The 23,971-nt window shown below is 63.4% G+C and carries 23 protein-coding genes; 15 read left to right on the top strand and 8 right to left on the bottom strand.

The window, feature by feature from the left end:
- The first annotated feature begins 218 nt into the window (after positions 1–218).
- The 4 genes from ACZYVJ_RS04800 to ACZYVJ_RS04785 all read left to right on the top strand — a co-directional run bounded on the left by ACZYVJ_RS04800 (position 219) and on the right by ACZYVJ_RS04785 (position 4,050).
- Positions 219–518 carry a hypothetical protein gene (locus tag ACZYVJ_RS04800; protein ID WP_463829983.1) on the top strand — a complete coding sequence of 100 codons (300 nt, stop codon included), beginning with the start codon at positions 219–221 and terminating at the stop codon, positions 516–518.
- Between the two features lie 2 nt (positions 519–520).
- Positions 521–1,744 carry a hypothetical protein gene (locus ACZYVJ_RS04795; protein ID WP_463829982.1) on the top strand — a complete coding sequence of 408 codons (1,224 nt, stop codon included), beginning with the start codon at positions 521–523 and terminating at the stop codon, positions 1,742–1,744.
- Between the two features lie 43 nt (positions 1,745–1,787).
- A complete protein-coding gene (locus ACZYVJ_RS04790; protein WP_463829981.1) occupies positions 1,788–2,201 on the top strand; it encodes a hypothetical protein in 414 nt (137 codons plus the stop codon).
- Positions 2,202–2,568: 367 nt separating this feature from the next.
- A complete protein-coding gene (locus ACZYVJ_RS04785) occupies positions 2,569–4,050 on the top strand; it encodes a serine/threonine-protein kinase (RefSeq protein WP_463829980.1) in 1,482 nt (493 codons plus the stop codon).
- A gap of 127 nt (positions 4,051–4,177) precedes the next feature.
- Here ACZYVJ_RS04785 and ACZYVJ_RS04780 read toward each other — a convergent pair whose 3' ends face one another.
- A complete protein-coding gene (locus ACZYVJ_RS04780) occupies positions 4,178–4,966 on the bottom strand; it encodes an SDR family NAD(P)-dependent oxidoreductase (protein ID WP_463829979.1) in 789 nt (262 codons plus the stop codon).
- A 28-nt stretch (positions 4,967–4,994) separates the two neighbouring features.
- A complete protein-coding gene (locus tag ACZYVJ_RS04775) occupies positions 4,995–5,423 on the bottom strand; it encodes a DUF1707 domain-containing protein (RefSeq protein WP_463829978.1) in 429 nt (142 codons plus the stop codon).
- Positions 5,424–5,488: 65 nt separating this feature from the next.
- Between ACZYVJ_RS04775 and ACZYVJ_RS04770 the strand changes: the two genes are divergently transcribed.
- Entirely contained in the window at positions 5,489–6,088 is a 600-nt protein-coding gene (locus tag ACZYVJ_RS04770) for a TetR/AcrR family transcriptional regulator (protein WP_463829977.1), read from the top strand.
- A gap of 4 nt (positions 6,089–6,092) precedes the next feature.
- On the opposite strand, the gene ACZYVJ_RS04765 is transcribed toward ACZYVJ_RS04770, so the two are convergent.
- The gene (locus tag ACZYVJ_RS04765) at positions 6,093–7,361 is read right to left on the bottom strand and encodes a cytochrome P450 (RefSeq protein WP_463829976.1); all 1,269 of its coding nucleotides are present in this window, start codon (positions 7,359–7,361) and stop codon (positions 6,093–6,095) included.
- A 150-nt stretch (positions 7,362–7,511) separates the two neighbouring features.
- Here ACZYVJ_RS04765 and ACZYVJ_RS04760 point away from each other — a divergent pair, with 150 nt between their 5' ends.
- Entirely contained in the window at positions 7,512–7,964 is a 453-nt protein-coding gene (locus ACZYVJ_RS04760) for a VOC family protein (protein WP_463829975.1), read from the top strand.
- A 982-nt stretch (positions 7,965–8,946) separates the two neighbouring features.
- Here the strand turns inward: ACZYVJ_RS04760 and ACZYVJ_RS04755 are convergent.
- The 3 genes from ACZYVJ_RS04755 to ACZYVJ_RS04745 form a co-directional block, all read right to left on the bottom strand.
- Positions 8,947–9,306, bottom strand: a complete 360-nt coding sequence (locus tag ACZYVJ_RS04755) for a DUF732 domain-containing protein (protein ID WP_463829974.1) — start codon at positions 9,304–9,306, stop codon at positions 8,947–8,949.
- Positions 9,303–9,716, bottom strand: a complete 414-nt coding sequence (locus tag ACZYVJ_RS04750) for a hypothetical protein (RefSeq protein ID WP_463829973.1) — start codon at positions 9,714–9,716, stop codon at positions 9,303–9,305. Before ACZYVJ_RS04750 ends, ACZYVJ_RS04755 begins: the two co-directional genes overlap by 4 nt.
- Positions 9,717–9,944: 228 nt before the next feature.
- Positions 9,945–10,241, bottom strand: coding sequence for a CDGP domain-containing protein (locus ACZYVJ_RS04745; RefSeq protein ID WP_463832839.1), 297 nt, complete (start codon positions 10,239–10,241; stop codon positions 9,945–9,947).
- A 173-nt stretch (positions 10,242–10,414) separates the two neighbouring features.
- On the opposite strand from ACZYVJ_RS04745, the gene ACZYVJ_RS04740 reads away from it, so the two are divergent.
- Positions 10,415–12,565, top strand: a complete 2,151-nt coding sequence (locus ACZYVJ_RS04740; RefSeq protein ID WP_463829972.1) for an McrB family protein — start codon at positions 10,415–10,417, stop codon at positions 12,563–12,565.
- A gap of 2 nt (positions 12,566–12,567) precedes the next feature.
- Positions 12,568–14,838, top strand: coding sequence for a DUF2357 domain-containing protein (locus tag ACZYVJ_RS04735; protein ID WP_463829971.1), 2,271 nt, complete (start codon positions 12,568–12,570; stop codon positions 14,836–14,838).
- Positions 14,839–15,283: 445 nt separating this feature from the next.
- On the opposite strand, the gene ACZYVJ_RS04730 is transcribed toward ACZYVJ_RS04735, so the two are convergent.
- Positions 15,284–16,852, bottom strand: coding sequence for a serine/threonine-protein kinase (locus ACZYVJ_RS04730; RefSeq protein ID WP_463829970.1), 1,569 nt, complete (start codon positions 16,850–16,852; stop codon positions 15,284–15,286).
- Positions 16,853–17,551: 699 nt separating this feature from the next.
- Here ACZYVJ_RS04730 and ACZYVJ_RS04725 point away from each other — a divergent pair.
- From ACZYVJ_RS04725 to ACZYVJ_RS04710, 4 genes are all read left to right on the top strand, one after another.
- Complete coding sequence (locus ACZYVJ_RS04725; RefSeq protein WP_463829969.1) at positions 17,552–18,229, top strand: C39 family peptidase; 678 nt, start codon at positions 17,552–17,554, stop codon at positions 18,227–18,229.
- Positions 18,230–18,434: 205 nt separating this feature from the next.
- The gene (locus tag ACZYVJ_RS04720) at positions 18,435–18,986 is read left to right on the top strand and encodes a carboxymuconolactone decarboxylase family protein (RefSeq protein ID WP_463829968.1); all 552 of its coding nucleotides are present in this window, start codon (positions 18,435–18,437) and stop codon (positions 18,984–18,986) included.
- Positions 18,983–19,528 (top strand): carboxymuconolactone decarboxylase family protein, encoded by a 546-nt coding sequence (locus tag ACZYVJ_RS04715; protein ID WP_463829967.1) that lies wholly within the window; start codon positions 18,983–18,985, stop codon positions 19,526–19,528. Before ACZYVJ_RS04720 ends, ACZYVJ_RS04715 begins: the two co-directional genes overlap by 4 nt.
- Before the next feature lie 115 nt (positions 19,529–19,643).
- Positions 19,644–20,192 carry a TetR/AcrR family transcriptional regulator gene (locus tag ACZYVJ_RS04710; protein WP_463832838.1) on the top strand — a complete coding sequence of 183 codons (549 nt, stop codon included), beginning with the start codon at positions 19,644–19,646 and terminating at the stop codon, positions 20,190–20,192.
- Here the strand turns inward: ACZYVJ_RS04710 and ACZYVJ_RS04705 are convergent.
- A complete protein-coding gene (locus ACZYVJ_RS04705) occupies positions 20,172–21,341 on the bottom strand; it encodes an acyl-CoA dehydrogenase family protein (RefSeq protein WP_463829966.1) in 1,170 nt (389 codons plus the stop codon). The genes ACZYVJ_RS04710 and ACZYVJ_RS04705 overlap by 21 nt on opposite strands.
- 130 nt (positions 21,342–21,471) lie before the next feature.
- Here ACZYVJ_RS04705 and ACZYVJ_RS04700 point away from each other — a divergent pair, with 130 nt between their 5' ends.
- The 3 genes from ACZYVJ_RS04700 to ACZYVJ_RS04690 all read left to right on the top strand — a co-directional run bounded on the left by ACZYVJ_RS04700 (position 21,472) and on the right by ACZYVJ_RS04690 (position 23,961).
- Positions 21,472–22,251, top strand: a complete 780-nt coding sequence (locus ACZYVJ_RS04700; protein ID WP_463829965.1) for an Rv3717 family N-acetylmuramoyl-L-alanine amidase — start codon at positions 21,472–21,474, stop codon at positions 22,249–22,251.
- Between the two features lie 364 nt (positions 22,252–22,615).
- Entirely contained in the window at positions 22,616–23,290 is a 675-nt protein-coding gene (locus tag ACZYVJ_RS04695; RefSeq protein WP_463829964.1) for a DUF4190 domain-containing protein, read from the top strand.
- Positions 23,291–23,295: 5 nt separating this feature from the next.
- Complete coding sequence (locus ACZYVJ_RS04690) at positions 23,296–23,961, top strand: DUF4190 domain-containing protein (RefSeq protein ID WP_463829963.1); 666 nt, start codon at positions 23,296–23,298, stop codon at positions 23,959–23,961.
- Positions 23,962–23,971 lie beyond the last annotated feature (10 nt).

The raw sequence follows: 23,971 nt of genomic DNA, 5'->3' as shown, positions 1-23,971 counted from the left end.
GCCGGACGGCAGATCTCTGGCCGGGCAGTGCTTATGTACGGATCGTGGAGAATCGCCGTAGTAGCGATCTCTACCGTGTTTCTCATACAGCCCGGTTCATTCTTACTCTTCATCCGGCGGCGGGTAACTACCGCATTTCGGTGGATCGGCGTGACGGGGGTAGAGGGCGCAGCTTTAGTGACTGGCAGGCGTGTGACGTGCGGCCTACGCTTCCGCTTGTGGGCCAAACGATGCGTGTCGATACCGCGGGTATCCAGGCCATGGCGACCCGGTGGGCGGCTTTGATGGACGGTCTGGACGATACCGTCGCCACCACGGCGCTGGGGTCGTCGTGGCAGCCTAGCGTGGCCGCCGTGAACGGTGCCCAGGTCGATATTGCCGCCTTCACCGCGGGGCTGGCCGCACAGGTGAGTGCGCGGGTCGCCGGCGTGGACCAAGCCGATACGGGTTATGTCGCCAACGAATCTGAGTCGGCCACCGACCTTGCTGCGGTAGGCCAGTCGGTTATCAGCGTGTAGCAATGGCAGCGGTTGCTGGGGTGCCTGGCCTGTCGACGCTATTGGCCTGGCCGACGGAGCATCTCACCGAGGCGGCCGTCCACTGGGAGATCGTCGGCGAGCGCAACTATGGAGTAGCCCACCAGGTCTGGCGAGATGCCGCATCGGTCGATTGGCGCGGCGAAGCCGCCGATGCGCTGCGTAGAGCGACGCATGCCGACCTGCAAACCACCAGTGCAGCAGTCGACCAGCTACAGGCTGCAGCCCGCGTCGCGCGAAGCGCGGCCTCGGATCTGTATGCGGCCCGTTCCCGCCTGCGCTACGCCGTCAAGGACGCACGCGCTGCGGGGTTTGAAGTGGGCGAAGACCTTTCGGTCGCTGACCGTATCAGGGGCGGTACAGCCGGGCAGCGAGCCGCCCGGCAATCCGCAGCACAAGCCTTGGCCGGCGACATCCGTCAGCGCGCCGCACAACTGGTGGGCCTGGATCAACAAGTCGCCGGCAAGATAATCGCCGCCGTAGCTGGAATCCGCGACACCTTCCCGCCAAGCCCGGCGCATGTCGGCTCTTTACCGGCGCGCAACGGTCATGTCCAAGCTGTCGACCGCACTTGGAAACAAGATGGTGGCGACGGTCAATCGAACGCCGGGTCTATCGGCGGCCCGAGTGGCGGTGATATCCGCGGGGTACTTGACGGACTGCCCGTCGGCAACCAACCGTTCGTCAAAGAAGTGCGGTCAGTGGAAGATCTTCAGAATCTGTGGAAGTGGGCCAAACAGCATGGGGTCGAAACTCCGAATGGGTACGGCGACCCCAGCAAGGGGACTCAGTACCGGCTACCCGACGGAACGACGATAGGGCAGCGCTGGACCGCCGAGTCCAACGGAAAACCCGCATTGGACATCAACATCCCCGATCAAGGTGGCTACACGAAGGTTCACGTCAACCCCCGAGGGGGCGTCCCGGAGATACCGGCGCCCGGTGCGCCGCGGCCAGGAGGGACACCCGTGGCTGGCGAACCTGCAGTGACCCCGCAAACGCCGGTGCGTGGCCCAATCGAAGCACCACCGCCGCCCAAACCTTCGGCCGGTGCGACAGCAGGCGGAGGGGCAATGCCAGGTTTCGGCGGCCTGCCTCCCAACTCACCTGCCACGGGTCCTCACCCGATCCACATTCCGCACACTCTGGACCACAAATGGCCGCTACTGGGTGAGATTCCAGAAGAATTCGAAGGCCCACAAGAATGACGCCCGGGGCTAGCAAGCTACGGACTGGGACAATGGAGCAACCATGACTCGACCCAATGATCGGCATCCCGAATATGGTGACGCCAAGTGCAGCGCTCAGGATCGCCTGCGTGTTCGGCTGTTGTCTGATGCCGTGGGAAACTGCCTCCCGATGGCGCACGTCACGTCGGTAATAAGACGCGAACAGCTGGCCGAGACTGTTGCTGACCAGCAGGACGTGGTACTGCGCACGATACGATCTCTGCTTGACGATGGCCTTATGAAGATCGGCGACATACTCGGCGCTTCCGACGAACGAGTGGTTCCCTGGGATCTTTCGATCGACGCCGCTATGGACCGCGTTTATGACCTCTTTGTCACCCACTATGACGAACCTGCGCTGTGGGATTTGACGATATGGCTCCAACTGACACCCAAGGGCGAACAAGTAGCAGAGTCGCTTGCAAGCAAGGAATAACGCAATCGTTCAGCTGTGCCACGTTGAGCAAGACATGGCTGTGGGCCAGAAGTCGACACCCGCCCCACCGCGAAGTGCATTGGCGCATTCTCGACGAGCTTTGTCGGCTCAGAGACTCATAGCCGATCAGAGGTGATGCGCTTGCGACTCGTGCGCTATGCGTCGGCAGCACCGCTGCCGCTAGGGTGGGACTGGCGCGGTATCGCGCAGGCCGGTGCCGTTGGTGATGCGAGCGCGAGCCGGCCGCCAAACAATAGCGGTCACCAGCGGTGTCTCGGAGTAGCGACACGCGTGAGGCTCCGCACGTTATGTCGACGTCCGATTCGGGAATTCGCGGGCTGGACTGTTTTGAGAAAGGATTGCTGACTTGACCTCCTCGTCCCGCGGTTCGCGGCTCGGTACCCGGTTCGGGCCGTACGAGCTGCGATCAGTGATCGGCACCGGGGCAACGGGCGAGGTCTACCGCGCGTACGACACGGTTAAGGACCGGATGGTCGCGCTCAAGCTATTACGTGGCGAGACGGCCGCGGACCCTGGCTTCCAGCAACGTCTTTGGCGCGAGTGCCGCAAGGTGACGCGATTGCAGGAGCCCCACGTCCTGCCGCTGCACGACTTCGGCGAGATCGACGGGGTGCCCTTCATCGACATGCACCTGGTCGACGACGGGGGCAGCCTCAAGGATCTGCTGCGTGAGCAGGGTGGATTGGAGCCGTCGCGCGCGGCGTCGATCACCGCGCAGGTGGCGCGCGCCCTGGACGCCGCGCACGCCGCCGGGCTGGTGCACCTCGACGTCAAGCCCGAGAACATCCTGCTCACCCACGACCACTTCACCTACCTCGCGGACTTCGGCATTGCCCAGGCCGCCGGCGACGAGAACCTCTCGCGCACCTACATGGCGCCCGAACGATTCACCACGGGCCGCATCGGGCCGCAGACCGACATCTACTCGCTGGCGTGCGTGCTCTACGAGTGCCTCACCGGCCAGCCGCCGTTCGAGGGCGACGACGCGGGGGAGCTGAAGCGCGAGCACCTGCTGGCGCCGGCGCCCCGGCCGAGCATCATGCGCCGCGGCGTCGGCCGGGAGTACGACGACATCATCACCCGCGGTATGGCCAAACAGGGCGCCGCGCGGTTCGGTTCCGCGGGTGAACTCGCCCGAGCCGCCAGTGAGGCGGTGTTCGCGGCGTACGAGCCGGTGGGTGCCGCGGCCGGTCGAAGCGGTCCTCCTCCCCGGACGCGCCCGCTGCCGACCGTCTCCCTCGCAGAACTCGACGAGCCCACCGACAGCCCCGAGCCGCCTCCGGCGCCCAAACGCAACTGGCGGTGGCCGGCGATCGGCCGCACACCGCTCGTGGTGGGCGTCGTGGCGGCGGTGGTGTTGATCGCGGGGCTGCTGTTGTCGGTGAATTTGGTTGGTGGGACTCATCACAACGGTCCGGCCTCGCCGCCGCTTTCGTCTGCACAGGTGGCGGCACCCCCGTCCTCGACGACCCCGCCGCCGCTGACGCCGACGTTGTCGCGTCCGGTGAAGGGCGCCGACGGGCTAGGGTTCGTGGGCGAGACGGCCCGCTGCGATCCGGGCAACCCGCCGGCCTTGGTGGTGCGAACTGCCAAGTCACTGGCGGTGGTGTGTAAGAACCTCAGTGGGACTTACTATTACCGCGGCGAGCGTATCCGCGACGGCGCACACCTCGAACTCTCCAATGCCGAGCAGGTCGAGAACGGATTCGACGTCACCAATCCGGTCGATGGCGTCGTCTACGAGGTGCGGCCGAACCGCCTGCGGATCATCAGCTTTGGGCACGTCGATTCGTCCGAACCCGTGCTGCAATACGCCACGGCTACATAGCCACAAAGGTCACTTTGTTAAACGGCTTGCCGGCCATGAAGATAGCGCTTTTGAAATTGGCTTATAGGTCCGGCGCCAGCACGTCGCGCGTGTAACGCCACGGCGAAAAGCTGCGGGCGCGAGGTGATCACGCCGTCTTTGCCGGTGCCGCCGCGGGCCGCAACATCCGCCCGCTCATAAGCGCCGACAGCCATCCGGGCGCGAGTCGTCCGCCCGTCACCATCATCCGGTGGCGCCAGCCGGGCACGACCACCGCGCGGCCGCGGTCGAGACCGCGCAGCCCGGCGGCCACGACGGGTCCGGGTGCGGCGAGGTGTCGGTAGACGGCGGTGTGCGAGACGTCCGACCCGAGTGCATCGACGAATCCGGTGTGGGTGGGCCCCGGGCAGAGCGCGGTCACGGTGACACCAGAGCCGCGGGTCTCGGCCCACAACGCCTGGCTCAGCGACAGCACGAACGCTTTCGAGGCGCCATAGGTGGCTTGATAGGTGCCGGGCTGAAAGGCGATGGTGGAGGCGACATTCAAGATCCCGCCGCGGCCGCGGGCCAGCATCCCGGGAAGCACCGCGTGGGTCAGGCGGACCGGTGCGTCGACGTTGACGGTGACCAGTTCGCGTTCGCGATCGGCGTCGATTTCCGCGAACGGGCCGTAGGTGCCGAAGCCCGCGTTGTTGACCAACACGTCGATCACCCGTCCCTTCAAGCGGGCGATCAGATCCTCGACGCCGTCGTCGGTGCCGAGGTCGCCGGCGACCAGTTCGACGTCGGTGCCCTGCCCGATCCGTTGCTTGACGGCCTCGAGCCGGGCCTGGTCCCGCCCGGCCAACACCAACGAGAAACCCCGCTGCGCCAGTTGTTCGGCGAAGATCGCGCCCAGCCCTGAGCTGGCGCCGGTAACCACTGCCGTGTACGTCATGACTCCTCCTCGCGAGTAGTGCTGGTTCTCAACGGCTTTGCTTGCCGCGCGGTGTCGACACGGCGTGGCTGACGAGCCCGATTCCCGCGCCGAGGATGGGCCAGATCGGCCAGAAGTAGGTGGCGTCCGTCGTCAGGGCGACGGCTGCCCAGACGGTGAGCACGATGACGACCATGGCGAGATACGCGGCCAGGTGAGCCCGCACCCCGCGCCGGGCCGCGGCGATGCGAGCGGCACGCCGGCGGGGGTCGTGACGCCGGATGCGATCCAGCGGCAGGTCCGCGACGAGTTCACGTAGCTCTTGGGCCGTGTGCGTCTGGAACGCCGTTTGCAGCCGTTGGTCGTACTCGCCCACCTGCAGGTAGCCCTGGGCGAGCGCCTGACCGAGCAGGTCGGCGGTCTTCTCCCGGTCGCGGGTGCCGGCGAGCGTGGACGTGGTTTCAAGCAGATTCGACATTTCATCTCCCTGGGTTCGCCGATGTGAATAGCATTAACATAGACCTTAATGTTAATGTCGTCAACATGGCAGTGAAGCGAGCGCAGCGTCAGAGCTATCACCACGGTGATCTCAAACGCGCCCTGACCAGCGCCGCGCTCTCGCTGGTGGCCGAGAAGGGGCCGAAAGGATTCACCCTCACGGAAGCGGCGCGCCGCGCCGGCGTCAGCGCCGCGGCTCCCTACCGGCATTTCGCCGACAAGGCCGAGCTGCTGGCCGCCGTCGCCGAACAGGGATTCCACGCACTGCACGCCGCTTTGGCCGCGGCCGCCGAGCGCGCATCGGATCCGAAGGAGCGGGTTGTCGAGCTCGGTCGTGCGTATGTGCAATGGGCCGTCGCCCATCCCGACCACTATCAGGTGATGTTCGGGGCAGAGTCGCTCAAGGCCGAGCAGCCGGGCATGGCGGTCGCCGGCGAGCAGGCGTTTGGCGACCTGCTCGACGCGATCACCGCATGTCAGGAGGCGGGGATCGTCGAGGGTCGGGATCCGCGAGACGTTGCCGCGCCGCTCTGGTCGCTGGTGCACGGCATCGCGTCACTTGCCATCGGGGGCCAACTGACCGCTGTCGGGATTGTTCAAGCGCCCGACGAATTGATCGCAGGCGTTGTGGCTCAAGTGCTTTGAGCGGTTACCACGGTCGTGCTGTTTCCCGGGTTGTCCCGGGCGTGAAGGTGATCGGGAGCGTGCCCAACCCGGTCATGCTCGGGTTGCCCAGGTATTGGTGGACGTTGTCGATGTCGACCTGGTAGTCGGGGATGCGGTCGAGGACGACCTTGACCATCACGGCCGACATCAGCCGGGCCAGGTGCGAGCCGATGCAGCGGTGCGGCCCCAGCCCGAAGGCGACGTGGCGGTTGGGTGCGCGGTCGAGGATGATCTCGTCGGGCCGGTCGAATTCGTTTTCGTCGTGGTTGGCCGATAGCCAGCTGATGACGACGCGGTCGTTCTTCTTGAGGCATTGGCCGCCGAGGACGACGTCGTGAGTGACTGTGCGGCTGAGGGTTTGGTTGACCGAGAAGTAGCGCAGGAATTCGTCGGTGGCGGTGCGGTAGAGCTCGGGGTGGTCGATGAGCTGCTGCCTGAGGTCGGGGTGGGTGCCCAGGTGTTTGAGCGTGAGCGCGGTCTGGGAGGTGGTGGTATCGACGCCGCCGCCGATGAGGTTCCACAGGATATTGAGCAGCTGTTCGTCGGTGAGGCGGCGTCCGTCGAATTCGAATTGAATGAGGAAGCTGGTCAGGTCTTCTTGCGCGTCGGATCGTCGGTTGGCCGCGAACTCGAGCACTTCTTCCATCATGGCCGGCACTTTGGCGATGGCGCTGGCGTACTCGTCGCTGTCCTGCGGGACCGCCATGACGGAGTGAAAGAGGTTGGCGTACAGGTGCCAATTGTCGTAGGGCAGGCCCATCAGCTTCATGGTCAGGATGGCCGGGACCGGGCTGGCGTAGTCGAGCACCAGGTCCATGTGTCCGTCGGCGATGCGCTGGTCGAGGAACCAGTGCGCGGATTGCTCCATGAACGGCTTGAGTTTCTCGACGGCGCCGGGCGAGAAGAACGGGGCTAGCGCGTGCCGCAGAGCTTGGTGGTAGGGGCCGTCGACCTCGCCGATGCCCAGGGCCGGTTGGCCGTCTGGGCGCGGGACGCCCATCTCGCCCTGGTAGTCGACGCCGTCTGGTGCGTTGGGTTCGTATTTGTGGGCGAACGTGTCGCCGTCGCGGGCGGTGTGGCTGACGGCGTCGTAGCTGCTGAGGTACCAGAAGCCGTCGTAGTTCTCGTTCCAGGCGACCGGACATCGTTGCCGCAGTTCGGCATTGACGGCCAGCTCGTTGAGGTTGAACGCGTCGGAATGATGGTCGAAATCGACTGTGGCGTCGCGGCGGACCTTCGGGCGTGTGACCATCGACAAGCTCTCCAACGGAAGGGGATCTGCTTAGCTGGCGGCTATTGGCTTATCTTTGCATTATTACGCGTCGGAGCTGTGGGGTGAAGCGCGGTCGAAGGCCGGTAGGAATCGCTTTCGTTTGGGGTCTGACTTGCTGCGGAGGTTGTGTTGAGTAGTCATCGAACGGTTTTCAATCACGTTGGGTTATGCGTCGCGGACCGGGAGCGGTCGCGCCGGTTCTACGAGGGCCTGCTGGGGTTCCAGTTCTGGTGGGAGCTCGACCCGCCCGATGGTGCGACGTCTCAGCTGGTGGGGTTGCCCGAGCCGCTCGGCGTGCATGCGACGTATCTGGTGCGGGATGGGTTTGTGCTTGAACTGATGGACTACTCGAAGCGTCAGGTACACGCCGGCTCCGAACGGGTGATGGATCAGATCGGGCTGACGCACATCTCGTTTTCGGTGTCGGATCTTCCCGGCGTGTTGGCTCGGGTGGCGGAGTTCGGGGGAGCGGTGGTCGATTCGTCAGTGTCGGCTGGGGCGGCGATGATTCGGGATCCGGATGGGCAGTTGCTCGAGTTGCTTTCGGAGGGGTGGTTGAAGGTGCTGCCGCCGCGGTCTTAATCGTGTCGCTGCCCCGCGCCCATGTCAGGGGGATCTGCGGGCGGCGTCATACGACTCACCTGCTGAGCTCGCAAGCCCATGATGGCCGACGGTGTTGAACATCAGGCCAAGAAATCGTCCGCAAAGGTGTGGGCTCTTCGTCCCGAACGAAGGCGAGCAGGCCGGATAGCTGGTGTGGGTTGGTGACGGCAGTGTTGGCGTAATGCCTGCTAAAGAGTGCGTTTCCACTAACGCCCAACAGTCATTAGCGATGGCCCTCCGAAGAGAAAAACGCACTGAGGGCTAACTACTAGCTGTATCAATTCTTTAGTCCTGAGACTCGCACCAGATGACGCGTCCAAGCAAGTTCTCGTCCCGGCGTTCGGAGGCGCAGCTATCACCGGTTTTCGCAAACCGGTCGACGATCATCCCGCATCTGATAGCTTTCGCGTTCAACACGCGTCAAACACCGGATTACGTGGAAAGGTCGAGATAAGTGAAGCAACAAGGCAAGCACGGTCTAACCGTCCTAGGCTTCATGATCCTGCTCGCCATCGGCTCACCGAGTGTCGTTGCAAACTCCGCCTCGGCTCCGGGACCGCCACTCTCGACAACTGCACCCTCCACGCCCTCAGGCTGCTATCCGCAAAGCAACAAGGGCAACTGCTACGAGCCCGGCCAATTCTGTCGTCGTAGCGACCACGGAGCATCTGGGGTGGCCGGTAATGGCGAAAGCATAATTTGTGCGGACAACAACGGCTGGCGCTGGGAGCCGGCCTCCTAAACATCACCTTGGCCCATGGAGGTGGCGTTTTCACCGCCTGCGCAGAGATGCTGGCTACGGGTAGCGCTGCCCGGGGTGGTAATCGCGAATCAGCCTGTCTAACCACAACGCATGAGTTTCGAAGAGCTGGATGCGCTGTTGCCCGCACGCACTACGTACACAAAAGCCGAGACGGTCCACCCCACCCGCACGACACCCCGAGATAGCGCCAGCAGCGGTTCAGATCCCACTGGGGTTTGGCACATTCGGGCACAGATCGTGCAGCGCGACATGCACCAATGTCCCAGCGGTGGCGTAGTCGGATTGCAGGCCCCGCGAACTCAGGTCGTTCGATACCCACTCCTTCGCGGCGTCGGCGCTGATCCCGATCTTGCCGACCTCGAAGCAAACCTGCCGCCCCTCGACTAGCAAGTCCTGATCGGACATCGCCGGATGAGTCACCTGCTTGAGGTCGGCCAGATATTGGCCGTCATCGGCGGAGGCCGGGCTAGCGAAAAGGACCGCAGCAGTGCTGATCCCGAGCAACCCCAATAGTGCTGGTCGTGTCCGCCGGGTCTGGGCGACTCGGACGGCGCTCATGACAGCGGCGTGAAGGTCAGGCTCCACGGCCCCTGGGTGTTGTATACGTGAAGCGTGGTGCGCCCGGTGCCCCGGTAAGTGGTGGTCCCGCTGACGGGGCCATCACCCTGAGCACACTGGTTGACCACGGAGCTACCGTCACCGCCGTCGGACTGCACCGGCGCCACGATCAGGCAGTTGCTCGATGCCTGGTAGGTGACGGTGTAACCGTGAGCTACGAGGTCTGCTGTTTTGACTTGCTCACCGGTGCCGCTGACGGTGACCGGGTAGGCCGGCACAGACGCGGTGCTGCTGGGTGCCTCGGTGCCTCCCACGGAACCGTGGTAGTTCTTGTCGGTTGTCGGGACGCAGGCGCTGAGTGCGGCGGCTGCCGCGATGCTCACCGCCACCAAAGGTCTACGAATTGTCATGGTCGTGCTCCTTTTCGGGTCTGGCCTCTTCGTCGGCCCGCCGATGTCTTTGGCTTTGAATTCATTCCGGCGGCGCCACAGCCGTAAAAGATCTGTTGTGAAGCCAAGGGACGGCGACACGCGCTGTCGCCCACCGGATGTACCCCCGCATGGCGAAAGACTAAGACACCACGATCGTGTCCGTGGCCGATTTCCCGACCAAACGTTTGTCTACAGAGCGGCGAAGCCTTAAAATGCAGCATTAATGCGTAGCCGACCGACTGACGGCGTCTCAGCGCGGCCAGCACACCTCGCAGATTTGCATAGGAGTCGATGTGGTGATTCGGCTGGCCGATTGGCAAAGACGGTGGCGCGGCCGGGTCGTAGCGGAAGCAATCGTTCCGCACGCCGATAGATCTGTAGTCGCCATAAGATGCAAATGATAAAACCGAAGCACCGGATCCATGATCCGTCTGGTTGCATTGGTTTGTCGCAGAACAGGACTGTGGTGATCCCGTTCGCTTCGCAGTAGGTGCCGTCCACCATCGAAGGCACGGCCTGCACGGCCGGGGCGCAGACCACCGTCGCGGAGGCGATGCCCAGCCCCACAAGAATCGCCTTAATCCTCATGGTTTTATCCTTCGTCCCTCGTAGGGGACACGAAGGCAGATGCATCTCGGATGCTGGGTGCCGCTGGCCTTCCCGACTAGCCTGAGACCGTGCTGGCCATCCCAACCCTCAAGTTCAGCTATGGCAATCTGCTGCTCGCGCGCCTTCGCGAGCTTGGCTCGGCCAATATCGAAGAACTCCTCGGCGACCGTGCAACGCGACTCTTCAAGTCTGGGGAGTCAATTGAGAACCCGAAAGTGCGCGCTAGTGATTGTCTTCGGTTCGCGCGAATGCTTGATCTGGTGGTAGAGGAAGAGCGCAGGTTCAAGCTGACCGCGTCGGGTATTACGTATGCCGCAAACGTTGATCCCGGCAATCCATGGATTGTCGATGAGACCCAGGCTGGCATCCTTCGTGACCGGCTATCTGGTAGCGCTGAGCTGGCGGGCGACGCCCGAATCGCTCTTCAGATTGTTCGTGACATGACCGCCAGCTGGTCCAACGACGATCTCGGGCGCGCGCTAGCAGAGCATTCGAATTCCGACCAGTGGCAATCGGAGCGAACCTTCGAATCGCAAGGCGCACGCTACCGAGAACTCCTCACAGAGAGTGGGCTTATCAGTAGAAGCGGTGAACTAACCGAGCAAGGGGCCTCTTTTCTTGGACGGCAAGCTTCAGTCTGGTGGGTGAATCAAGGCGCCTCCTATACGAAGTGCCGCGATGGGGGGTTCCTGTGGGCGCCGATGCGCGACAAGACGGGCCGAACTCAACACCACTGGGAAACGATGCATGCCGTTCGCGAAGGTGACGTTGTTCTGCACTACAGCAATGGCTCGTTGCGAGCCGCGAGCCATGTAAGCGCAGCCGCGAGGCCTGCTGCGAATCCGCTCGGGGGCCAAGCCTGGGAGGATGCCGGCCGACTCGTCGAGACGCAGTATCAAGAGCTGAATGAGCCTGTCGCACTTGCGGCTATCGACGAGGGTGCCCGAATAAGGCAGGGCTCGCCTTTCACGGTCACTGGATCCGTCCAGCAGGTCTATCTCGTTCGCCTTCAGCCAGACTTCGTGAACGAATTGGCGCTGCGATTCCCGGAGCTTGCGGAGCACCTCCCTTTGGTTTCGGCCACTTCGCCTTCAAACTCAACCTTGCCGAAGGCTGCGACGCCAGCTGAACTTTTTAGTGACTTCGCCCACGCGGTGGAAGCTTCGGGACTCCGTTTCCCAGCAGGCTCGAACCTCGTTCGATCGTTCGTGAGTAGTCTGCTCGCCAAACCCTTCGCGATCCTGACGGGACTTGCCGGTTCGGGCAAGACTCAACTCGCGATGAAACTCGGTGAATGGTTCGGCACAGATGAACACGGACGTCATCGCCATGTCGTCGTACCGGTGCGGCCTGACTGGACGGGCCCAGAATCGATCTTTGGGTACGAGGATGCGCTGCGTACGTCCGCATCTGGGGCGCCAGTGTGGTTTGTTCCGGAAGCGTTCGAGTTTGTTCTTCGCGCGGCGAACGATCCCGAGCACCCGTACCTGCTGATCCTGGACGAGATGAACTTGGCTCATGTCGAGCGATACTTCTCGGACTTTCTCTCCGGAGTCGAATCGCGACGTCCGGTCTTACCGGATCTGGTGCTCGATGAAGAATCTCGTCAGTGGGTCCTGCGCGACGCGGAAGCGCAACGGCTGCCATTGCCACGAAACCTTTTCGTTGTCGGCACGATCAACGTGGACGAGACGACATACATGTTCTCGCCGAAGGTTCTCGACAGGGCGTTCACCTTCGAATTTCGGGTGACCTCTGACGAGCTTGACGCCGAGCTGCAGCGGCCCATTGCTGCGCAGGCGGGCGAGGATCAGCGAGTTCGCGCTTTCGCGTCGCTGGCGGAAAGCGACGATTGGCAGCGAGAGCATCCTCATCCGGGTCGGGATGAGATTGTGTCGACACTTCGAGAAGCGCACACGATCTTGGGTAGCGCCAACCAAGAGTTCGGGCACCGAACGCTTTACGAGATCCTGCGATTCTGCGCGTACTTCGCGGCGACGGGAGATACCGATATCCATGCCGCGCTTGACCTCGCGATGATGCAAAAGATTCTGCCAAAGGTGCATGGGTCGCGACGGCGAGTCGAGCCGGTCCTTAATGAGCTGAAGTCGCTTGCCCTGGGGGCAGGTTCGGGCGCGCGGCTACCTGTTACGCACTCCAAACTCATCCGCATGATCGAGTCTGTTCGCGCGAATCAGTTCGTCAGTTTCGCTGAGTAGTCATGCCGCAGGAATCGGTGCAGTTGCCGCTTCGTAATGCGGAGGGCCACGTTGTCGGTACGCTCCGGGTCGCCAGTCTTCCGGGTCGGCAGGACATGACGTTCTCGGCGCGCGGTGACGTCGCGCTGCGTGAAGCTGCGACCTACCTCTACGAAATCGAAATTTCGACCGGTGCAACGGAAGTAGGCGTTGAACCGGGCGAGTTGTTCGATCCTGACGATGCGAGTTGCAAGAGAGGGCGGCTACGTCCTGGTCAAGCCGTTGGGCGTCTCCGGATCCAAGTCGTTGATCGCACGACAGGCCTAACGGGGGCGACCGATGTCGACGTTCTGGCCGTCAAGCTGGACCACGAGACTGAGTATCGCCAGATGCTGACTGATATCTCCACTTTCGCCGCTGAGGCAGTGTTGCAGGGATTTGCGCCAAGCTTGTTGGATCTTGCGCCAAGTGAGTTGCCCGCCGAACTGCTGTATCTCCGCTTCGCGATGATCGCGGCATATTTGCAAGATCCAGCGTTCGAGGTCGCGATCGCGCATGTCATCTCGCAGCCACACCATACATGGGTGTCTGACCAAGAGATCCGTCCGATTGGATCACCGTTTCCAGCGGGGGCAACTTTTCGTCGCGCGGTTTGCGCGCCCGGTCCGCGGGTGCCTTGGGCTGGTGGCACGGCTAAACTCGCATCGTTGCCGGCTGCTCTAATCCGTGATCGCACCGAAGCGAGCGTCGACAACTCGGCTAATCAGTTCGTCAAGTTTGCCTTACAGCGTTGGCGAGCCGTCGCGTTGGAATTGCTCGATGCGCTATCTCAGGCCTCGCAGAAGGTCGAATCAGGACCGCTGCGTCGCGGTCAGCAAATCGCCGCTGACGTCGGTGCCCAACTCGACGAATATCTAGCGCACCCGCTCTTCCGGGAGGTTAGCTCCTTAAGGAGAATGCCTTTTTCAAACCAGGTGTTGCTCAAGCGCGCGGGCTACCGCGAAGTTTTCCGTACGTTTGCCATCACTGAGTCGGGTCCCACCCTGCGCATTGATCGCGGCGACATGACCGACGTCTTCGCGGCTTCGCAGCGCAACATCGCGACACTCTATGAGTTTTGGTGCTTTCTTGCGGTAGTCAATTCGCTCGGGCGAGTGTGCGGGCAAGACCGGACGGCACGCGCCTTCACTGTCGCAGCCGATGGGACCTCCATGACTATGCGATCAGGCCGCGCGTCGAAGTTATCGTGGTCTGTCAGACGAGGAGGCCGTCCACTTCGTGTGGAGGTCTTCTTTAATCGGACGTTCGCCGCAAGAGATGGTCGACAGGGCTCATGGAGCCAAGCGATGCGTCCTGACTGCTCGGTGCGCATTCGACCAGAAGGCAGCACGCCTTCGCGCGTCCCCATGCAAGAGCTCGAGATCTGGCTCCACTTCGATGCGAAGTACCGTGTTGACGATCTCCTCGCGCAGCTGACATCAACTCCTGATTCGGATGAGTTGGCTGGCGAATCGATGACCTCTAGCGGTGCTAAGCGCGACGACCTGCTCAAGATGCACGCGTACCGAGACGCGATCTCGCGAACGGCAGGAGCGTACGTGCTGTATCCGGGATCAGAGGTCAAGGACATCAGAAGACATCCGGGCTTCAAAGAAGTGTTGCCCGGCCTCGGCGCCTTCCCGCTCAGGCCGAGTAGTGAGGGCCTGTCATCGTCATCGGAGGCCCTCGACCACTTCTTGAGCGATGTGCTCGCACATGTCGCTAGTCAAGTCACGCGCGATGAGCGACATCGCTTCTGGACCGCGACTGTGCATCGACCTGGTGAGCCCACCCTCACGTCATCACTGACAACGGACTTTCTGGACGAACCTCCCGCGGATACGGATGTGCTTCTCGGTTTCGTCCGAAATGTTGAGCACCTTCAATGGATAGAACGGTTGCGGCAGTACAACATTCGTGCCGGAGATCGGGTTGGCGCTGTCGAAATCGGCGGGCGAGAGCTCGGCGCCACGCTTCTTCTCTTGTACGAGAACCGGAACGGCTCCCTCCATGTGGCCCGCGCTGCAAAAATAGCGCGCTGGCGGCCGGCGACGGCAGGCGACTTGTTGGCCACTGGGTATCCCGGCCCTCGCGGTGATATCTACTTCGTGGCCGACATCGAGTTCGTCGAACATCTGCCCGCGTGGGCCGACTCGATCGACCTCAAGCTTCTGACATCGAAGGTCCGTGACGGGGCGCCAATTGTGGCGACATGGTGGGACGTCGTCCGCGCAGCATCGATCGTCGAACCTTGAGCCGATGGGCGACCTTTGTGGCGTCGATGCCCGTTGACACGTCACACCTCCGCTGACACCTGCTCCTTCGCGCTCATCCGCGTCTCGTGTCGGAGCGCGGTGCAACTCAGCCCTGGCCCTGCCCGTTCGCCGAGAACGTGCGTGCCGACTATATCCCTCAGCCGAGTCGTGATAGGCCCGTCGAGATTACGGTGCACAGTCCGGTCACCGATCAGGATTACGACATGCTGTGTGAGCCGGGCACTGTCACCAGAGGCGACGATCAGGATGTGCCGGGTGTGCGGGGCGGCGGTGGCACTGCTGCCGTCGTCATGTTGTGGTGAACCGTTAATTAGAGGTCAGAACTGAAGGCGACGACTCAACCGTTACATGGGGTTCAAGCCAATGCCTATCCGTGCGATATCGGCGGGTGACAACTAATCACTACATCGGCGGTGACAACTAATCAGTTGTATGCCGTACTTCCCGATTCGGGATGCGTGGTGCTGATGAGCTTGGCGGCGCAGTGATCTCGATCGAATCCTTGGGATCTGCACCAGGCCAGTGGGCCGGAAGAATCGACGAAGGTTATGCCGGCCACGGTGACCCAAAAGTCCGACCCGGAAAACGTTGACCAGTCACCTGACCACAGCAATCTCACGTTGGGATAGCGCTGTCTCAGCTGCAGATGCTCCCGCAGCGTCATCGAGTTGTCCCACACCACACCGTTGTCGACGACGCCGGGACGCTTGGAGCTGAGTTGCGGGACCCAGCGATCGGCGAGTTGCGCGCTCACGTATGAGCGGTCGTCATTTGCGATCTGGTGTAGCCGCTGCACGGGGTCTTGCGGTGCAGGTGTCACCTCGCTGGGTGCTCGAGCTGGCTGGGTAGCCGTGGGTGTCGACTCGGTCTGATACGTGGTGACAGGATTGGTGTAAGGAACTGGAGGAGCCGCTGTAGAGCCGTCCGAGTTGCTTGAATTATGTTGGGCTAGAAGAGTAATGACTAGTCCTAGCCCGCCGACTAAAAGCGCCACCGTGATCCCGACAACGGTCACCACCATCAACTTCTTCGAATTGCCTTGCTCCGCACCAGCTGGGCCGGTCGGACCTATTGCGGGGTAAGGATATTGGGCGTTGAACGGTGGGTAGCTCGGGGGTGCACTGATGTACTGGGGGGCGAGCAGTGTGTCGGTGCCGACAGAGGCAGCCGCATCTGGTGCGATTGCACGCTTCGCCGCGCGCCCCAGCGCTCCGGCACTGCCGTAACGGTCATCAGGGTGTTTTGCCATGCCGCGCGCGATGACCTCGTCAAAGGATCGCGGAACACGCGCATTCACAGCACTTGGCCGCGGTGGCGGCGATGCCACGTGGGAACGGATCGCCTGCTCGGCGCTGTGAACCGGAAACGGTTTCGCGCCCGTGAGCGCCTCGTAAAGGACGCACGCCAGCGAGTAGACATCCACAGCTGACGTTGCTTCCTCGTCCCCGAACCGTTCAGGAGCCATGTAGTCGAAGCTGCCAACCGTAAATCCCGCCATGGTCAGGTGGGTGTCACCTCTGGCTTCGGCGATGCCGAAGTCGACCAGATATGCGAAATCGTCAGGCGTGACGATGATGTTCTGAGGCTTTACGTCGCGATGGATCAGGCCTGCTGCGTGGGCGGCGTCTAGAGCTGATGCGACTTGCCGGATGATGTCGGTCGCGCGCTGTGGTTCGAGAGCACCCTTTTGGAGAATTTCATGCAATGTCTGGCCCTGGACGAGTCGCATATCGATGTAGAGAACGTTGTTGATCTCGCCCCAGTCATGGATGGGAATGACATGCGGCTCCTGCAGGATTGCGGCGGCGCGAGACTCGCGCAGGAACCGGGCACGAAATGTTTTGTCATCGGTGTATCTGTCGGTGAGCAACTTCAAGGCAACGGTTCTGCCCTTGTTGGTGTCGTATGCCTCGTACACCTCACCCATGCCGCCCTTGCCGATGAGCCGCCTGATCTCGTAATGGCCGAACGGGGTACCGACCAGCGACTTCATGGCGCCCCTCCTCTGTCATTCGCTCCGGTCAGTATCCGACGAGGGGGTATCGTGCGCAGGAGTATTCCCAGGAAGCTTCGAATTTATGCGACGCCTCGTCGGGTGGGCGTTACGACCGATCCGCTCTCCCCGGCGGGTGCTGTCAACGGCTATCTAAAGGCTGGTCGATCCGTCGCACGCGATACTCCATTTCGTATTGATCGCTACACGTGGGCTGTTTCTGGTTCGCCAGGTACGTGGGTGAACCCCGAAAGCGCTAGCACATGAGCTAGCAGTTTCGGCAACGCATTGTGTGTCCGAACCGGCCTGTTCACTACAGTCGAGGAATCGTTCCTGGACGTGAAATGGACTCGGGCGGATGACGCGGATGCCTCTGGCCGAAGCAGTCGAGCAACCGTATAGATCCGGCGGCTGCCGACACGTCCCGAGAGGCCAACGTGCTTCGACTACTCGCCAACGCTCCGCGCCGGAAGTCGATGCGCCGCAGGCCGTGTGAGCTTGCACTGGCCGTTTGGATACTGATCGTGCCCGACGGAGCTTGTGGCCTTACGGCTACCAGCTTGATTTCATGACAATAACTACCCGCGTGTCGGTGCGGTATCTTCGCCGAGTTTCTGTTAAATCTGCGTCCAGGGCCACAACCTGAACCTCTTTTCGTCACATCTATACGCCGTCGCGGCGGCCCCGGAGCGGACACCCATGACGAGCAATTCGCGGGCAAAGGTCGCCAGCACCGCACGAACGCTCGGCCGGGTCGTTTTGTTGTCCGCCACGATTGCAGCGTCGCCGGTGATATTGGCCGCTGGGGTGCACGCCAACCCGGGCGCTCCCGTCCCCGACGCGGACCATGAATTGGGAATGTATGGCGATCCCGTCGCCGCCGCGCCCTACTGGCGCGAACAACACGCTTCCGATTGTGGGGAAATGGCGGTGGCCGATGTGGTCGGCCAGATTACGGGACGCGAGCCAACCGAACAGCAGATGATCACTTTGGCCGAAAACACACCGAGCACAGCGGGTCACAAGCCGATTTGGAAACCAACGGGCACCACCGATATCGCCGACCTTCCGGTACTGCTGTGGCACTACTGGATCAGAGCCGAGAACATTCAGACCGATACCGCCGCCGTGGCGCGCAAGCTGGCGGGCAACCACAAGGTCATCGTCATCCTCAATGCCGAAACAATCTGGAACCGGCCCGGGAAGCGGAACTCTGGGAACCACTTCGTGGTGGTCACCGGCGTTGACAGCAAGGCCGGCGTGGTGCATCTCAACGACAGTGGCATCAGTACTGGGCGCGACGAGCAGGTTCCCATCGCTGTCTTCGAACAGGCGTGGGCCCCTAACTACAACTCGGCTATCGTGACCAAGGGATGAGTCGGCGACCCGAAAGCGAAATAACTTGCAATCGAACGCAATCGAAGAATTGCGGTTGCGTGTCAGGCGAGAGATCAAGCCGGGTCCGCGGGTAGAGCCCGAAAGCGATAGCACATGAGCTAGCGGTTTTCGGCAACGCTCTATACCTCCGGCCAGCAGTGTTCACTACAGTCGAGGAACCGTGCGCACAAGAAAGGAGTCGGCGATGACGCGAATGCCCCTGGTCAGCACCGACCGGCAACCCGAGGGGATCACGCAGCCCATCGCACGCCCCGACACGCTTAACGTGATTCGACTGCTCGCCAACGCCCCCAACATCTTTGACGGATGGGCACAGATGACGGGCGAACTATTCAAGAGCCCGACGTTTACCCCGCGCATGCGCGAGGTGATCATTCTGCGCGTGGGACATCTGCAGGACTCGCCCTACGAGCTCGCCCAGCATGTGATCTTCGGCCGCACCGCGGGGCTCACCGACCCGCAGATCGACGCGCTGCTCGGCAAGGGGGATCTGGATGCGGCCGGATTAAGCCGCGACGAGCGGACTGTCATCGACACCGTCACCGAGTTGTGCACCACCCGCCGGCTCGGCGACGGCACCTTCGCCACCGCCCAAGCCCTGCTCGGCGACGAGGCGCTCACCGAACTGTTGATGATCGTCAGCTGCTACTACGGCCTGGCGCTGGTGCTCAACGCCGTCGACCTCGAGATCGACACCCCGAGCTTTTCCAGCCCCGACGAGGAACTGGCGAAGTGACCCGCATCCCGTATCGCCGGCCCGAAGACATGACCGAACTCGCCCGCGAATTGACCGCGCGGCGCGGCAATCTCAACGTCTACCGCGCACTGGCCAACGCCGAGAACGTGTTCACCGGCTGGATGATGGCCGGCGACGCCGCCCTGAGCAGCCCGGTGCTGCCCAGAAGGCTTCGCGAACTGATCGTGCTGCGCACCGCCTACCTGATGGACTGCGGCTACGAACTCGGCCAACACAAGGACGTCGCACAAACGGTCGGAGTCGACGTCGTCACCATCGACGCCGTCACCTCCGAGTCCGACTGGCAAACCGGCCAATTCGACCCCACCGAGCTGGCAGTGCTAGAGCTGACCACCGAACTGGTGCGCACCCGCTGCGTCGCGGCCCCGCTTTTCGACCGGGTGCACACGGCCCTCGGGTCGGAGGCCACCATGGAGGCGCTGATGGTGATCGGCCGCTATGCCGGCCTGGCGCTGATGCTCAACGCGCTCGACGTGGACCTCGACGACACCGCCCGACTCCCCGTTCCGCCGACGAGGTGAAGATTAGCGAGATTGCCTAATCTTCCCTCCGGCCATAAACGCCTCCCGTAATGTCCGTGGTGTGGTGGTGCGAAAGCAGCCGTCGACCCGCCTGTCGGCCGAGGACTGGCTCGAGGTGGGTTACACCGTGCTTGCCCATGAGGGAGTGCGTGCACTCAAAGTCGAACGCCTTTGCCAGCAGGCGGGTGTCACCCGCGGCAGCTTCTACTGGCACTTTGAGGACATCGAGCGGTATCGGGCCGCACTGGTCGAGTCGTGGAATAAATTCCTGGAACGTGACCGTCAGGCGCTGTCGGAGCTCGACGGGCTGCCACCCCGGGAACGATTGTCGGCCCTGACGCTCACGCTGGTCAGCCCCAAATACTGGGTGCTCGAGCGGGCAATGCGCGAATGGGCTCGTTTGGACCCGGTGGCCGCCGAAAATATCCGCGCGGCCGACCGGCTCCTGCTCCGCACCGTGATAAAGGCCTACTGCGACTACGGTTTCAGCTTCGAGGACGCCAAACTGCGGGCCGAATTGACCTTCGCCGCGGGAATCGGTTTGCTGCATCTGACCAGCTCGGCCGAGCAGGCCCAATCGGTGGCTCAGCGGGAACGATTCCTGGCCGTGATGCTGGGCGACTCGGGGACGCCCCAAGCACACTCAGATCATGGCGATGGGTGAAATCTTCGCGCCAATTGCCAACGCCCCGGCCAACTCTCGACTCGTGTCGTAGTCGAACACGACATGCCCCGCGGCGATGTCCACGTCGCGCTTGGCCCGCTGTAGAGGGCTCGACAAGAAGTGGGCGCTGGCACCGGCGGCCTCCATCAGATCGGCGATGACCGCCCGGCTTTCGTGCACGGTGCGCGCGGCCGCCAGCCGCGCGTCGGCCCGCACCGAGCGGCTCACCCGTTCGCCGCTGACAACGATCGCCTCGATGTCGCCCGCGGTCTGTGCCACCAGCGCCCGCAGTGCGCTCAGCCGCACCCGGGCCTCGCCCAGCCTGATCTGCGCGGCCGGCTGATCTTTCTGCGCCACCCCGCTGTAGGCCAGCACGCGCTCGCCGAGCCGTTCGGCAAAGAGTTCGGTCACCCGCTCCGCGGTCCCCAGCACTGGCATCGACGCCGTCAGCGCCAGCGCCGGAACCATCGGCCACCGGTACGTCGCCACCCCGTGCTCGCGTGCGCCCGGCGCCGTCCCGCCGTAGATGTCGGCCACGGCGACCACTCGATGCTCCGGAACGAAGACATCGGTGATGGCGAGATCGTGCGAGCCGGTGCCGCGCATGCCGGCCGTGTGCCAGGTATCGACGACCTCGACCTGCTCGGCGGGCACCACGACGAGCACCGGATCGATGCCGTCTCGACGTTCGACGAGCGCACCGACGATCATCCAATCGGCATCCATTGCCCCGGTCGCCCACGACCACCTGCCGGTCAGCCGCACCCCGCCGTCGGCCGGCACGCCACGGCCGGTGGGGGCCAGAGGAGCCGGCGCCAGCACCGGACCGGACGCGAAAACCTCGTCCTGCACGCGCGGATCGAACAGCGACAGCATCCAGTTGTGCAGCGCGTAGAAACCCAGCGTCCAGGCGCTCGACGCACACCCGTGCGCCATCCGCCGAATCGGTTGCAGCAGTTCAGGAAACGAGGCCTGAAGCCCGCCGAACCGGGCGGGCAGTAGCAACCGGAACAGATCCGTCTGCCGGAAGTCGCTGATCGTCGCCGCGGGTAAGCGCCGCAATCGCTCGGCCTCCTCTGCGCGATCGGCCAGCCGCGCAACGAATTCGTCGGTAACGCCGTGCAGCGGACGGCTTTCAACCGCGGACATGCGCCAGACCGTAACATACTTTTTAGTATGGCTGCATCCGGGCGGTTGCGCGGTTGCGAATGGCTCTCGGCGCCATCGGTTTTAGTCACCGTCGGGGCGGTCTCGCGATGCCGGTTGCTACCCTCGCGCGGTGAGCGATCGCCCGGGTGGGCTGCGATCCATTGCGCGCCGTGACGTCCTGAAGATCGCCGGTGTCATGCCGGCGATCTTCACCGTCGCCACGTTGCTGCCCACTGCGCGGGCAAAAGCCGGGGTGGCCGGGATGTCGGTCTTCCTCGACCCGGGCCACAACGCCGTGAACGACGCGTCGATCAACCAGCAGGTGCCCAACGGCCGCGGTGGCACCAAGCCCTGCCAGACGTCGGGGGCGGTTGCCGACGACGGCTATCCTGAGCACGCGTTCACCTGGGCTGTGGTGGGGTTGATCAACGACTCGCTGAACCAGATGGGTGTTCACACCCAGCTGTCGCGCGACAGCGACGGCGGCGTCGGCCCGTGCATCGACCAACGCGCGGCGGCGGCCAACGCCATGCGCCCGGACGCGATCGTCAGCATCCATGCCGACGGCGGGCCACCGTCCGGCAGCGGATTCCACGTCAACTACTCCAGCCCGCCGCTGGGCGACGTCCAATCGGGACCCGCGGTACAGCTGGCGCACGCGATGCGGGATGCCTTGGTCCAGTCGGGTTTACAGCCGGCCAACTACATCGGCTCGGACGGGCTGTACGGCCGCGACGATCTGGCCGGGCTGAACCTGGCTCAGTACCCCGCGGTCCTGGTCGAACTGGGCAATATGAAAAACGCGGGTGACCTCGCGCGAATGGAAAATCCGGACGGCCGGGCGAAATATGCGGCGGCCGTCACTCAGGGGATTGTCGCTTTTCTGAACTCCAAAGCCGTGACCGGCTAGCGTGACTGAGCTAATTGCTCGGCGCGTTTCGGCCGCTGGTCGGCTAACTTCTACGTCATGGTCGGCCTGGCCTTCTAACGTTACAGTTAACGTCCGGGCCAGCCGGTTGGCGAATGTTGGGCCGCAACCTAAATTGCGCGTGTGCGCGGCGCAGCACTATATGTAGCAGTACCGAAAGGTGCTTCTGGTGGAAAAAGAGTGCGGCGTGCCTGCACCGACTATGTTGATTTTTGCGGTGGGACGTCACGAGTTTCAGGGCATGTGGTGAGGGTGAACGCCGCCGACTGGCGCGTTGACGGGGAATGGGATGGCGGTTGATGAGGGGTATGGGTGACCAGCTCCGGCCCTGCATCGAGGGGCACCGGTGACGTATAGCGGTGGTTATCAGGATCCGTTCGGCGGCGACCCTTTCGGGGGACAGCCCAGCGGTCAGGGGCCGGCATTCGGTCACACCCCGCCGCATCATGCGCCCGCGGGATCCGGGGGCTTTCCGGGGGCGAAGCCCGAGGTCAACCCGTTGGCCACGCTGTCGGCCGTCTTCGCGTTCGTCTTCGCGCCGGCCGGTGCCGCGCTGGGGCACGTGGCCCTGTCCCAGATCCGCCAGCGCCACCAGCGTGGCCGCGACCGCGCCATCTTCGGGCTGACCGCCTCGTATCTGATCATCGTGCTGGCGGTCGGCGCCCTGGCGGTGTGGTTGGCGACCAGCGGATCCGACTCGCACACGGTTAAGACGGCGGCGCCCAGCCCGTACGTGCCGCCGACGCCGCCGCGCACGACGGTCATCACGCCGCCGCCGGCGCAGCGCCCGAGCGTCTCCGTCAGCGACCTGAAGGTGGGTGACTGCATCGAGGTCCAGCAGAACAAGCCGGACCCCTCGGAGAAGGCGGACTTCATCACCATCTACCCCGTCACGTGTGAGGTGCGCGAAGGCGTGCTGCAGGTGACCCAGTTGCTGTCGAACGACTCCTGCAAGACCCCCACGACGCTGTGGAACCACACCAAGACCATGTATGCCTGCATCGTCGACTTCAAGGGTTGAACCAGATGTATCCCAGCGATGATCCCTTTGCGCCGCAGTCCGGCGACCCGTTCGGCGCAACGCCGCCCACCGTGTCATACGGGGGCGCGCCGACGACTCCGGTCGGCTACCCGGGTGCGCCGTTCGGCGCACAGCCACCACCCGCCGACTACAACACGCTGGCGGTGCTTTCGCCCGTGTTCGGCGTGCTTGTTCCGCCCGCCGGCATCGTGATGGGCCATCTCGCGTTGCCGCAAATCAATCGCAGCGGTGAGCGGGGACGCCCGGCCGCGATCGCCGGCCTGGTGATCGGCTACCTGATGTGCGTCCTGCTGATCCTCGGCGGCGTGTATTGGGGCACCCGCCCCAGCAATTCGACGCCGGCGACCGCGTCCAGTTCCGCTCTGCCCCGGCCCTTGCCGCCGCGAACCATCACGTCGGTCGCGCCTGGCACCACGGTGCCGCGCGGTCCGAAGCTCGACCTGGCGACCGTGCCGATAGGCACCTGCGTGGAATTGCAACTGCGCAACAGCACGGGCAACGACGCGCTGGACTTGTTCGGCATCGACTGCGACCACCGCGACGGGATATACACGGTTGCCGCGCGGGTGCGCTCGAGCAACCAATGCAACTCGGTGTACGTGGCCGCGCCGCCCGACCGCTCCTTCGCCCTGTGCCTGAACCCGTATTGAGAACCGGACA

It is taken from the genome of Mycobacterium sp. IDUB_3 (assembly GCF_055419585.1).
This window is presented reverse-complemented; position numbering and strand designations above follow the sequence as displayed.

Coding starts and splice junctions, on each gene's coding strand:
- ACZYVJ_RS04790 (WP_463829981.1), top strand. CDS start 1,788: ATGACTCGACCCAATGATCGGCATCCCGAATATGGTGACGCCAAGTGC.
- ACZYVJ_RS04755 (WP_463829974.1), bottom strand. CDS start 9,306: ATGAGCGCCGTCCGAGTCGCCCAGACCCGGCGGACACGACCAGCACTA.
- ACZYVJ_RS04725 (WP_463829969.1), top strand. CDS start 17,552: ATGACGAGCAATTCGCGGGCAAAGGTCGCCAGCACCGCACGAACGCTC.
- ACZYVJ_RS04765 (WP_463829976.1), bottom strand. CDS start 7,361: ATGGTCACACGCCCGAAGGTCCGCCGCGACGCCACAGTCGATTTCGAC.
- ACZYVJ_RS04795 (WP_463829982.1), top strand. CDS start 521: ATGGCAGCGGTTGCTGGGGTGCCTGGCCTGTCGACGCTATTGGCCTGG.
- ACZYVJ_RS04770 (WP_463829977.1), top strand. CDS start 5,489: ATGGCAGTGAAGCGAGCGCAGCGTCAGAGCTATCACCACGGTGATCTC.
- ACZYVJ_RS04690 (WP_463829963.1), top strand. CDS start 23,296: ATGTATCCCAGCGATGATCCCTTTGCGCCGCAGTCCGGCGACCCGTTC.
- ACZYVJ_RS04735 (WP_463829971.1), top strand. CDS start 12,568: ATGCCGCAGGAATCGGTGCAGTTGCCGCTTCGTAATGCGGAGGGCCAC.
- ACZYVJ_RS04775 (WP_463829978.1), bottom strand. CDS start 5,423: ATGTCGAATCTGCTTGAAACCACGTCCACGCTCGCCGGCACCCGCGAC.
- ACZYVJ_RS04750 (WP_463829973.1), bottom strand. CDS start 9,716: ATGACAATTCGTAGACCTTTGGTGGCGGTGAGCATCGCGGCAGCCGCC.
- ACZYVJ_RS04705 (WP_463829966.1), bottom strand. CDS start 21,341: ATGTCCGCGGTTGAAAGCCGTCCGCTGCACGGCGTTACCGACGAATTC.
- ACZYVJ_RS04780 (WP_463829979.1), bottom strand. CDS start 4,966: ATGACGTACACGGCAGTGGTTACCGGCGCCAGCTCAGGGCTGGGCGCG.
- ACZYVJ_RS04730 (WP_463829970.1), bottom strand. CDS start 16,852: ATGAAGTCGCTGGTCGGTACCCCGTTCGGCCATTACGAGATCAGGCGG.
- ACZYVJ_RS04720 (WP_463829968.1), top strand. CDS start 18,435: ATGACGCGAATGCCCCTGGTCAGCACCGACCGGCAACCCGAGGGGATC.
- ACZYVJ_RS04745 (WP_463832839.1), bottom strand. CDS start 10,241: ATGGTGGACGGCACCTACTGCGAAGCGAACGGGATCACCACAGTCCTG.